11 protein-coding genes are annotated in these 10492 nt (G+C 67.7%); 1 reads left to right on the forward strand and 10 read right to left on the reverse strand.

Features of this window, described 5'->3' with window-relative positions; all coding sequences use genetic code 11:
- Window positions 1–131 precede the first annotated feature (131 nt).
- From arsJ to HC022_RS12255, 5 genes are all read right to left on the reverse strand, one after another.
- A complete protein-coding gene (gene arsJ, locus HC022_RS12235; protein WP_167452616.1) occupies window positions 132–1409 on the reverse strand; it encodes an organoarsenical effux MFS transporter ArsJ in 1278 nt (425 codons plus the stop codon).
- A 55-nt stretch (window positions 1410–1464) separates the two neighbouring features.
- Complete coding sequence (locus HC022_RS12240; protein ID WP_167452617.1) at window positions 1465–2463, reverse strand: ArsJ-associated glyceraldehyde-3-phosphate dehydrogenase; 999 nt, start codon at window positions 2461–2463, stop codon at window positions 1465–1467.
- A complete protein-coding gene (locus tag HC022_RS12245) occupies window positions 2460–3308 on the reverse strand; it encodes a helix-turn-helix domain-containing protein (RefSeq protein ID WP_167452618.1) in 849 nt (282 codons plus the stop codon). Before HC022_RS12245 ends, HC022_RS12240 begins: the two co-directional genes overlap by 4 nt.
- A gap of 264 nt (window positions 3309–3572) precedes the next feature.
- Entirely contained in the window at window positions 3573–4964 is a 1392-nt protein-coding gene (locus HC022_RS12250) for a bifunctional enoyl-CoA hydratase/phosphate acetyltransferase (RefSeq protein ID WP_008883188.1), read from the reverse strand.
- A 183-nt stretch (window positions 4965–5147) separates the two neighbouring features.
- Complete coding sequence (locus tag HC022_RS12255; RefSeq protein ID WP_167452619.1) at window positions 5148–5975, reverse strand: DUF6473 family protein; 828 nt, start codon at window positions 5973–5975, stop codon at window positions 5148–5150.
- 156 nt (window positions 5976–6131) lie between these two features.
- Here HC022_RS12255 and HC022_RS12260 point away from each other — a divergent pair, with 156 nt between their 5' ends.
- On the forward strand, window positions 6132–7007 hold the full coding sequence (locus HC022_RS12260; protein ID WP_040383634.1) for a 3-hydroxybutyryl-CoA dehydrogenase: 876 nt from the start codon (window positions 6132–6134) through the stop codon (window positions 7005–7007).
- A 234-nt stretch (window positions 7008–7241) separates the two neighbouring features.
- Here HC022_RS12260 and HC022_RS12265 read toward each other — a convergent pair whose 3' ends face one another.
- The 5 genes from HC022_RS12265 to HC022_RS12285 form a co-directional block, all read right to left on the reverse strand.
- Window positions 7242–8096 (reverse strand): lysophospholipid acyltransferase family protein, encoded by an 855-nt coding sequence (locus HC022_RS12265; protein ID WP_167452620.1) that lies wholly within the window; start codon window positions 8094–8096, stop codon window positions 7242–7244.
- A gap of 47 nt (window positions 8097–8143) precedes the next feature.
- Window positions 8144–8422: an HPr family phosphocarrier protein gene (locus HC022_RS12270; protein WP_008883355.1), complete on the reverse strand. Its 279-nt coding sequence runs from the start codon at window positions 8420–8422 to the stop codon at window positions 8144–8146.
- 30 nt (window positions 8423–8452) lie between these two features.
- Entirely contained in the window at window positions 8453–8851 is a 399-nt protein-coding gene (locus HC022_RS12275; RefSeq protein WP_008883132.1) for a PTS sugar transporter subunit IIA, read from the reverse strand.
- Complete coding sequence (gene rapZ, locus HC022_RS12280) at window positions 8848–10209, reverse strand: RNase adapter RapZ (protein ID WP_167452621.1); 1362 nt, start codon at window positions 10207–10209, stop codon at window positions 8848–8850. The genes HC022_RS12275 and rapZ overlap by 4 nt, the downstream gene beginning before the upstream one ends.
- 15 nt (window positions 10210–10224) lie before the next feature.
- The coding region (locus HC022_RS12285; protein WP_254885067.1) for an ATP-binding protein at window positions 10225–10492 on the reverse strand (268 nt) is incomplete at its 5' end.

Consider the following 10492-nt stretch of genomic DNA (forward strand, 5'->3'; position numbering starts at 1 on the left):
CATATCTATCTATTGAATCGTTGCGCTGTGTGCATGGCTTCCTAGGGGACGTTGCGCCCCTTGCCGGGCAAGAGCACCGGTCGCTTGCGCCGCCCGCATGTGTTTCGCGGCTGCAGCATGACCCGGCGCGGTCAGGGGTGCGCGACCTCGCGGGGGCCCGCGTCCGCGCGCAGGTGACCGGCCCCCCAGGCGCTGAGCGCGACCATGGCGGCGGCGGTCCCGAGGCAGAGCGGCAGCCCGCCGAGCTGGTAGCTCGCGCCCGACAGCACCGTCCCGAGCAGCCGCCCGGCGGCATTGGCCATGTAGTAGAACCCCACGTCCATGGTCACCCGGCTGTCCTCGGTGAAGGCGAGGATCAGGTAGGAATGCAGCGATGAGTTCACCGCGAAGATGGCGCCGAAGACCAGCAGCCCCGCGACCAGCACGGTCGTGAGCCACGGCGACGGCGCTCCGGCAATCGCCACGGTGGCGGCAAGCAGCGCGGGCACCACGAAAAGCGCCAGCGCCCAGCCGCGGGCGGCGGGGACCATGGCGGCGGCGCCCCGGGATTTCGCCCGCAGCAGCTGCGGCGCGGCGGCCTGCACCGCGCCGTAGAGGATGATCCAGACCGCCATGAAGCTGCCGATGATGAAGAAGGCCATGCGGTTGCCGGCCTCGGTGCCGTCCGAGAGCACGGCGTAGAAGTAGATCGGGATGCCGACCACGAACCACACGTCGCGCGCCCCGAAGAGGAAGACGCGGGCGAAGCTCAGCCAGTTCACGTTGCGGTTCCTGGAAAAGACCTCGCGGAACCTGGCGTCCTTGCGGCCGGCGGGCAGGCCCGCGGGCATGCGCAGCACGATGGCCACGAGGATCACCGCCAGCACCGCCGCCATTCCGAGCACCGAGGGCACGAAGCCCGCGAGCCCCAGCAGCGCCGCGCCGAGCAGGAAGCCCAGCCCTTTTACCGCATTCTTCGAGCCGGTGAGCAGGGCGACCCAGCGGAAGAGCCCGTCCTCGCCCTTGGGCGCGAGCAGCTTGACCGCCGATTTAGACGACATCTTGGCAAGGTCCTTGGCGACGCCGCTCGCCCCTTGCACCAGCATGACGAAGGCCACCGAGACGCCGACCGCCCAGGACGGGTCGAGCTGCGCCAGCGCCAGCAGCGCCACGACCTGCAGCGAGAGCCCCGCATAGAGCGTCGAGGCCAGCCCGAAGCGCGCGGCGATCCAGCCCGCCGATAGGTTGGTGACCACGCCCGCGATCTCGTAGAGCACGAAGAGATAGGCCAGCTGCACCGGCGAGAAGCCGAGGCTGTGGAAGTGCAGCAGCACCAGCATCCGCAGCGCGCCGTCGGTGAGCATGAAGGCCCAGTAGGCGGCGGTCACGGCGACATAGGCGGCGAGGCCGTTTTCGCGGTCGGCGGTCATGCGGTCTCTCTCATGTGCGGGAGCCTGTCAGGGATCGGTGTCGTAAGATGACGGATCAGAGGCTTGCGCCCACCATCAGCGCCACATCGGCGAGCCGGTTGGCGTAGCCCCATTCGTTGTCATACCAGGCGTAGACCTTGAGCTGGGTGCCGTTGGTGACCATGGTCGAGGGCGCGTCGATGACCGAGGGGGGCGGGGCGGTGGGGGAGTCGGTGGTGGCCGGCGGGCGCTCCTCGTAGCCGAGGATGCCCTGCAGCGGACCTTCGGCGGCGGCCTTGAAGAGCGCGTTGACCTCTTCTGCCGTGGTCTCGCGCTCCAGCTCGAAGACGCAATCGGTGAGCGAGGCGTTGAGCAGCGGCACGCGCACGGCGTGGCCGTTCAGCTTGCCGGTGAGCTCGGGGTAGATCATCGTGATCGCGCTGGCGCTGCCGGTGGTGGTGGGGATCAGCGAATTGAGCGCCGAACGGGCGCGGCGCAGGTCCTTGGCGGGGCGGTCCACGATGGTCTGGGTGTTGGTCACGTCGTGGATCGTGGTGATCATGCCATGCCGGATGCCGATGTTTTCGTGGATGACCTTCACGACGGGCGCGAGGCAGTTGGTCGTACAGCTGGCGGCAGTGACGATGGTGTGGGCGGCGGGGTCGTAGGCGTCGTTGTTGACACCGTGGACGAGGTTGACCGTGGGGCCGTCCTTGACCGGCGCCGAGACCACGATCTTCTTCACTCCGGCGGCGAAATAGGGGGCGAGCTTCGCCTCTGTCTTGAAGACGCCGGTGCAGTCGATGACCACGTCCACGCCCTCGAGCGGCAGGTCCCCGATGCGCTTCTCGCAATGCACCGGCAGGCGCGTGCCGTCGATGCTGAGGCTCTCGGCGTCATGCGAGAACGTCGCCGGCCAGCGGCCGTGCACCGTGTCGAACTCGAGCAGGTGGGCGTGCATCTCCGGGTCGCCGACCGCGTCGTTGATCCAGGCGATCTTCGCGCCCTTCCCGAGCAGCGGACGGAGTGCGAGCTTGCCCATGCGGCCAAGCCCGTTCAAGGCGTAGGTGGTCATCCGGTGTGGTCCTCGGTTTCGGACATGCCGATGCGGTCGATGGCATATTGCAGGGAGATCCGGTCGAGCGTGTCGAGGGGCAGCGCCGTGAAGGCGGAGAGCCGGTGCTTCAGCATGCCGTAGACCTGCTGGAAGGCGAGCCGGCGCTCGGCCTCGGTGCCGGTGGCGGCGACCGGGTCGGGCAGGCCCCAGTGGGCGCTGATCGGCTGGCCCGCCCAGGCCGGGCAGTCCTCGTTGGCGGCGCGGTCGCAGACGGTGAAGACGAAATCGAGCGGCGGTGCGTCCGGGCCCCGGAACTCCGAGATGGTCTTGGCCCGGAGCCGCGCGGTGTCGAGGCCCTTGTCCTCGAGCATCGAGACCGCGATCGGGTTCAGCTCGGAGTAGGGCCGGGTGCCGGCGGAATAGGCCTCGAACCGGTCACCGCCGAGGGCGCGGAGCAGCGACTCCGCCATGATCGACCGGGCGGAGTTGCCGGTGCAGATGAAGAGCACGTTGTACTTGCGTCGGGCCATGGCCTGTCCTCCTGTCGCCGAAGCGGGCGCCGTGGGCGGGCAAAGATCGGGCCGTCCGCGGCAGCAGTCGCTGAACAGGAACCCCATCAGCCCCTGAACCGCCGTCACATCCGCGCGGTAGAGCAGCGAGCGCCCCTCGCGCGTCTGGTTAATCAGCCCGGCCTCGCGCAGCGCCGCGAGGTAGACCGAGGCTGTGCTGGGCTTGAGCCCTAGCGCGCCGACGATCTCCCCCGCCGGAACCGCGTCCGGGTAGCGCCGCATGAGCAGGCGGAACAGGTCCATCCGCTGTGGGTGGCTGAGGGTGCCGAGCTGTTCGAGTCTTATTGATTCCATATTTCATGAATTATGGAATTATATGAATGAGCGCAAGTGGGGATGTGGGGCTTTGCCTTGGGTCTGCGCGCATGGAGGGGGCGGGAGCCTCCGGCGGGAGTTTACCTGGCAAGATGAAGGAGGGGCGCGGCGCGCTTGTCGGGGCGTGGAGTGGGTGGAGTGTTTGTATTGGGGGCGGTGGAAGGAGTGGGGGCCTCCGGCGGGGGCGTTCGGCAGGATGGAGCCGCTGGCGCCGCGCGGGTGACTGGGCGCGGCGCCCTTGGCTCAGGCGGCGTGGCCGGAGACCCTTGCATGGTGCAGGGCGGCGACGGCGCAGGAGGCGAGGCGGCTCATGTCGTCGTCGGCGCGGCTGTTGAGGATGATCGGCACCCGCGCGCCCAGCACCAGACCCGCGGCCTCGGCGTGGGAGATGTAGGTGAGCTGTTTCGCGAGCATGTTGCCGGCGTCGAGGTTCGGCACCACGAGGATGTCGGCCTGGCCGGCCACCGCCGAGGTGATACCCTTGGTGCGGGCGGCGGCGATGTCGACGGCGTTGTCCATGGCCAGCGGGCCGTCCACCAGCCCGCCGGTGATCTGGCCGCGGTCGGCCATCTTCGACAGCAGCGCCGCGTCGATCGAGGAGGGGATGTCGGGGTTCACCGTCTCGGTGGCCGAGAGCACGCCGACCTTGGGCTGTTCCACGCCGATCGAAATGGCGAGGTCGATGGCGTTCTGGGTGATGTCGACCTTGGTCTTCAGGTCCGGTGCGATGTTGATGGCGGCATCGGTCACCAGCAGCGGCTGCGGGTGGCCCGGCACGTCCATCACGAAGATATGGGTGAAGCGCCGCCCCATGCGCAGGCCAGTCTGCTTGTCGAGGATCGGGCGCAGCAGCATGTCGGTGTGCAGGTGGCCCTTCATGATCGCCTGCGCGCGGCCCTCGTGCACCAGTTCCACCGCCTTTCGGGCGGCGTTGCGGTGCAGCGGTTCCTCGATGATCTCGATGCCGTCGAGGGTGACGCCCATCGCCGTCGCGACCTCGACGATCTTGGCGGTGGAGCCGATCAGGATCGGGTCGATCAGGGTGTGGGCACGGGCCTTGAGCGCGCCGCCGAGCGAGTTCGGCTCCTCGGGGCAGACCACGGCGGTGCGCAGTGCCTTCAGCGGCTCGGCCTTGCGCAGGAGCTTCTCGAAATGGCGGTGGCGCTGCACGATCAGCCCGGGCAGGTCGTGGCTGTTGTATTCGATCTTGCGCCGCGGGGCGAGCACCTCGGCCACGCCGGAGAGTACCAGCGCGTCGTCGCCGATGCGCCGGACCTCGGTCGCGAGCGTCACCGTGGTGTCGCGCTCGTTCTTGTCGGTGACGGTGACGCGCATGACGATCTCGTCGTCGGCGAAGATGCGGGCGTGGAACACCCAGCTCTGGGCGCGGTAGAGCGTGCCGGCGCCGGGCAGGACGTTGCCCAACACCGCGCCGACCAGGGCCGAGACGTAGGAGCCGGGCGCCATGGCCTCGGGGCGGCCGTCGCCATCGCCGTCTTGATCGTAGAGGTGCAGCGGGTTGTGGTTGCCCGAGACGTTGGCATAGGCCAGCAGGTCGTCGGCGGTCACGAGACGGCGCAGCTCGGCGCTGTCCCCCACCTTGAGTTCGTCGAAGGTGCGGTTCTCGATATGCATGCGGTTCTCCGGTCTTCGGCCCGGACCGCGGAAAGGCGCGGCCGGGCGTCGTCCCGCACAGCTATACGCCCCCTCGAAGAGGTTTCCATGACCCGTCGCCGCGTCCGCTTGCCGCAGTGCAGCAGGCACCGTCATTCGGCGCCCTTCCCGGGGCGGTGCGGTCAAAAACCGGGCAGTGTCGGGTCAGCCGAGCAGGTCGCGCAGTTGCGGCACCAGCGCCTCGGCGGTTTCCTCATGCGCGATAGGGCCGAGCAGCTCGGCCGCGGCGCTGGCCTCGAAGTCGTTGTAGACCATGCCGGGCGCCCCGCGCTGCCTTGCCTTGTCCGAGACCGGCATCTCGAGATAGCCGGCGGCGCGGGGGCGCAGGGTCTCGATCATGCCGCGGTGGATGAAGAGCGGCTCGTGCTCGATCGTGTCCACGGGCTTTTCCGGCGGCAGCCGGTCGGAGATCCAGAGCAGCAGCACCCGGCCGCGCAGCAGCGTCAGCAGGTGTTTCATCCGCGCCACCCAGGCGAGGCGCAGCTCGCCTGTCACTTCGGAGAAGCGCTCGGGCGAGAGGTCGTGCAGCCGGCCCAGCATGTGGCGGTTGAAGTGGAACTCGGTGAAATCGACCTCGGGGTAGAGATCCTGCAGGCGGTCGGAGGCGCGCAGGAAGCGGTCGTTGCGGCGCGGATGCACGCTGTAATAGCGGTTCGACATGTTCTGCGCGCCCATGATCTGCAGCACCGTGACCGAGGCGCGCTCGGCCACGTGCAGGGCGCCGGGATCGTTGAGGTAGAGGTCGAGCCCCGCGTTGATCACCCCGAAATTGACGCAGGGAATGTCGAGCGCCGCTTCGCAGAGCGCGGGGAAGGGCGTCTCGATGAAGCGGCCATAGGTGTCGGTGCCGCCAAGGAAGCCGACATAGGGACCGTCGAGCGGACGTCGCGGCCCGCGGAACAGCACCCGCGAGCGCCCGTAGCGACACGGGAAATAATCCAGCGCACCTTGCGCCGTTGCAGCATAGGTCATCACACCCACCTTCGTTCGTACTCACCCGTGCCCAACCTCCGTCAATCATCTTGCCAATTTGCTAACGCGAAAAAGCGTGACAAATCTTGGGAACCCGGCTTGCGGCGGGTCCCGGCGCGTGACTATGGTTGGCGCGAAATTCGAGGGAAGCGGGCGATGGATATCAGGACGATCGGAGTTGTAGGCGCCGGGCAGATGGGCAATGGCATTGCCCATGTGATGGCGCTGGCGGGCTACGAGGTTCGGCTTTCGGACGTGAGCCAGGAAGCGCTCGACAAGGCGATCGCGCTTATTGGTCGCAATCTGGACCGCCAGGTCAGCCGCGAGAAGATCAGCCAGGACGAACGCGACCAGGCGCTGGGCAGAATCAGCGTGACGCTCGACATCGCCGCGGTGGGGCAGACCGATCTGGTGATCGAGGCCGCGACCGAGCAGGAGACCGTCAAGCAGAAGATCTTCGACAGCCTCGCGCCGCACCTGCTGCCGAACACCATCCTGACCTCGAATACCTCGTCGATCTCGATCACCCGGCTTGCCTCGCGCACCGACCGGCCCGAGAAGTTCCTCGGGTTCCACTTCATGAACCCGGTGCCGCTGATGCAGCTGGTCGAGCTGATCCGGGGTATCGCCACCGACAAGGAAACCTACGAGACCTGTCTCGGGGTGGTGGAACGGCTCGGCAAGACTGCTGCCAGCGCCGAGGACTTCCCGGCCTTCATCGTGAACCGGATCCTGGTGCCGATGATCAACGAGGCGGTCTACACGTTGTACGAGGGCGTCGGGAACGTGCGCTCCATCGACATGGCGATGAAGCTCGGCGCCAACCACCCGATGGGGCCGCTGGAGCTGGCGGATTTCATCGGGCTCGACACCTGCCTTGCGATCATGAACGTGCTGCACGACGGGCTTGCGGACACCAAGTACCGCCCGTGCCCGCTGCTGACCAAGTATGTCGAGGCCGGCTGGCTGGGGCGCAAGACCAAGCGCGGCTTCTACGACTACCGCGGCGACGAGCCGGTACCCACCCGCTGAGGCGTTCCTTCAGGGCGCGAGTTCAGGACCCGCCTCTGTAGGAGCGCGGGCTCTTTTGGGCATGTCTGGAAAGCCTATTGTGCGGCTGGGGTGGCACGTGCCGGGGGCACGGCCGGAGAGCTACGCGTGACGGTGGGGCGGCAGATTCAGATCATGTCCGGCACGTCGCCAATGCCATGAAAAGGCGGCGGTTTCGCAGCAAAGTCAGCAAAAGGTTGAAGGACGCGGAGCCGCTTACCTGTCGTGGCGCAGGCCGAGGGTCTTCTCGCGCAGCCAGGCGACGAACTCGCGCGGCTTGCCCCCCCAGTTGCGGACCTCGTCCGGCGAGATCGGCTCGCCCACGACGGGGCGCTGCGGGCGGCCGCAGGCGTGCATCACCTCGTGGATCAGCAGCCCCTGCCGCAGCGTCGGCGAGATGCGGTTGGCCATCTGGTAGGCGCGGCTGTTCTGGCCGGGGAAGTAGATCGGCACCACGGTGGCGCCGGAGCGCTGGATCATCTTCGCGGTGAAGGGGTTCCAGCCGGCCTCGATGGCCGGGCCGAAGAGCGTCTGCGACGCCGCCACCACGCCCGACGGGAACAGCGCCACGACGCCACCCTTCTTGAGGTGATCCATGGCGCGGGCGCGCATCTCGAGGCTTTGTTCCCGCGCCGATTCCTCGTGCGGGAAGGGGACCGGGATCATGAAATCCTCGATCTCCTTCACCCCGGTCAGCAGGGCGCGGGTGAGGATCTTGTAGTCGGTGCGGACGCGGCCGATCAGCTCGCCGAGGATCATGCCGTCGACCAGCCCCTTCTCGGGGATGCGGCGGATCTGCTCTTCGGGCGTGTCGAGCCGGATGTCCATGTGGGCCAGCGCGTGGGGCCAGAATTCCTGTCCGTTGGGCACACCGGCGCGCTCGACACGGCGCACGAGGCGGATCAGAGGCAGCTTGCCCGTCATCCATTCCAGCGCGCGGATGGTGTTGGCCTTCCAGGGATTGGTGAAAGTGTTGGCGTAGCTCAGCCTGCGCTTGTCGTACGGAGCGTGCCCGGGGCGCGTGACGGAACCGCCCGTTGCACCGGCCGTGGCCTGATAGCTGTCAACCATGTGCCCGCCCTGTTCCGTCTTGCAGCGTCCGGGGGTGTTTCCCGGGGTCAGTTGTCTTCGCCGAAGCGGTTCGCGACCAATGCTTCCAACGCATCGGCCAGCGCAGACGCGTCCGGTCCCGAAGTCTCGACTTCAATAGAGCTTCCTTTGGAAGCTGCCAACATCAAAAGCCCCATGATGCTGTCTCCCCCGGCGCTCATCCCGTCCTTGGAGACCTCGGCCCGCGCGTCGAATCCCTCGACCACCTCGACCAGTTTGGCGGAGGCGCGGGCGTGCAGGCCCTTCTCGTTGACGATCTTCAGCACACGGTGCTCGGTCTTGCTCATGCGGTCTTTTCCTTGGGCGCGGGGCCTGTCCTAGAGGGGATCGGGTTTGACGTTGATACTGTCAATGTATTTACGACCCGCCTCGAGGGCGCCTTTTACCGCATCCGGCACTGGCATCTGCCTGCTTTTGGCCAGCTTGATGAGCATCGGCAGGTTCATGCCGTAAAGAATGCGACGGTTCTCGGGCTGGCAGGCCAGCAGCGAGAGGTTGGATGGCGAGCCGCCATAGAGATCGGTGACAACCACCACCCCGTCGCCGGTGTCGACATCGTCGGCGGCGGTGCAGATCTCGGCCTGCTTCGTGCGGCGGTCGTGCACGGCTTCGATCGACACGGCGACCACGCCGGGCTGTGCGCCCACCACATGCTCGACCGCCGCGAGATACTCCCGCGCCAATCCGCCATGGGCCACGATCACGATGCCGATCACGCCTGCCGTCCTCCGCTGGCTTCACCTTGTCCGGCGCGGACAGACATGCCCCGCCGCTCCAGCTCGCGGTGTCTAGTTGACACCTGCCAGCCGCGCTCTGCAAGAGCACGCGCCACCGTTTCCGTCACAGTAACCGAACGGTGTTGCCCGCCGGTACACCCGAAGCCGAAGGTGAGATGGGCCTTGCCCTCTTCCTTGCAGGCGGGGAGTACGAATTCCGCCAGATCCACGAGCTTCTCGATGAACGGGGCAAAGCGCGCGTCCCTGGCCACGTGCTCGGTCACCGCCGCGTCGAGCCCGGTCAGCGCGCGCAGCGCCGGCTCCCAGTGGGGGTTGTCGAGGAAGCGGCAGTCGAAGGCCCAGTCGAGCCCGTGCGGCAGGCCGCGCTTGTAGGAGAAGCTGTGCAGCGAGACCGCCAGCATCTGGCCGCTGTCATCGCAGAAACCGCGCTCGATCTGGGCGCGCAGGTCGTGCGGCGACAACTCGGAGGTGTCGATGAGCACGTCCGCCGCATCGCGCGCGTCGCGCAGGAGCTCGGTCTCGCGGGCGATGCCCTGCGTGTAGCTTTCTTCGGGGGCCATGGGATGGCGGCGGCGGGTCTCGGAATAGCGCCGCGCCAGCACCTCGGACGAACAGTCGAGGAACAGCAGCTGCGCCTCGATCCCCGCCTCGCTGCCGAGGCGGCGGTGCAGGTCCAGAAGACCCTGGACCGAGAAGTCGCGGTTGCGGATGTCCACGCCAAGCGCCACCGGCCGGGCCAGCGCGCCGCCGTCGAGCAGGCGCGGGATCAGGCTCAGCGGGATGTTGTCGATGGCCTCGAAGCCGATATCTTCCAGGACGTTGATCGCAGTGGACCGCCCGGCGCCCGAAGGCCCGGTGACGAGGACAACACGTTGGCTTCCCGTCGGCTGATCCTGCATGTCTCCGTGATCCCTTCGGCCACTCGTTAGATATTGAACGAGCGCTGCGGGGAAACTGGTATGCACGGAGTTGTGAAGCAAGGGGATTCTTTGCCCCTGCAGCATGATTTCGCGGCACTGCGGCAAGCGGTCGGTCTCGGGTTCGTCGAGATCGAGCACCGCGACCAGCCGGACGGGGCCGCGCGCGGGCGTGGCCCGCAGCAGCCCGAGGCCACGCGCCTCGATCAGTCCGGCGATGGGGGAGGGGGCCGAGAGCCAGAGTGCGCCGTCGCGGGCGGTGACGATGACCCGGTCGTCCGCCACCAGCGCCGCGCCGCGGGCCATCATCTCGAGCGCAAGGCCCGACTTGCCGCTGCCCGAGGCGCCCCGGATCAGCAGCCCGTTGCCGGCCACGGCCACCGCGGTGGCGTGGAGGACGGAGGTGTCGGTGCGGGACATGGCAGGCTCAGCGGGTCAGATCGGAAGGCCCACGACGAACCGGGCGCCGAGCGGCTCCGAGGTCACGTCGGCTTCGGTCGGGCGGATGTTCTCGGCCCAGATCACGCCGCCATGCGCCTCGACGATCTGCTTTGAGATCGCGAGGCCGAGGCCGGAGTTGTTGCCGAAGTCGTTCTCGGGACGGTGCGAGTAGAAGCGCTTGAAGATCTTGGTCAGCGCCTCTTCGGGGATGCCGGGGCCGGTGTCCTCGACCACCACCAGCACGCGGTTGTCGCGGCGGCGG

It is taken from the genome of Salipiger sp. HF18 (genome assembly GCF_011806505.1).
Taxonomy (GTDB): Bacteria; Pseudomonadota; Alphaproteobacteria; order Rhodobacterales; family Rhodobacteraceae; genus Salipiger; species Salipiger thiooxidans.

Coding starts and splice junctions, on each gene's coding strand:
- arsJ (WP_167452616.1), bottom strand. CDS start 1,409: ATGACCGCCGACCGCGAAAACGGCCTCGCCGCCTATGTCGCCGTGACC.
- HC022_RS12240 (WP_167452617.1), bottom strand. CDS start 2,463: ATGACCACCTACGCCTTGAACGGGCTTGGCCGCATGGGCAAGCTCGCA.
- HC022_RS12245 (WP_167452618.1), bottom strand. CDS start 3,308: ATGGAATCAATAAGACTCGAACAGCTCGGCACCCTCAGCCACCCACAG.
- HC022_RS12250 (WP_008883188.1), bottom strand. CDS start 4,964: ATGCATATCGAGAACCGCACCTTCGACGAACTCAAGGTGGGGGACAGC.
- HC022_RS12255 (WP_167452619.1), bottom strand. CDS start 5,975: ATGACCTATGCTGCAACGGCGCAAGGTGCGCTGGATTATTTCCCGTGT.
- HC022_RS12260 (WP_040383634.1), top strand. CDS start 6,132: ATGGATATCAGGACGATCGGAGTTGTAGGCGCCGGGCAGATGGGCAAT.
- HC022_RS12265 (WP_167452620.1), bottom strand. CDS start 8,096: ATGGTTGACAGCTATCAGGCCACGGCCGGTGCAACGGGCGGTTCCGTC.
- HC022_RS12270 (WP_008883355.1), bottom strand. CDS start 8,422: ATGAGCAAGACCGAGCACCGTGTGCTGAAGATCGTCAACGAGAAGGGC.
- rapZ (WP_167452621.1), bottom strand. CDS start 10,209: ATGTCCCGCACCGACACCTCCGTCCTCCACGCCACCGCGGTGGCCGTG.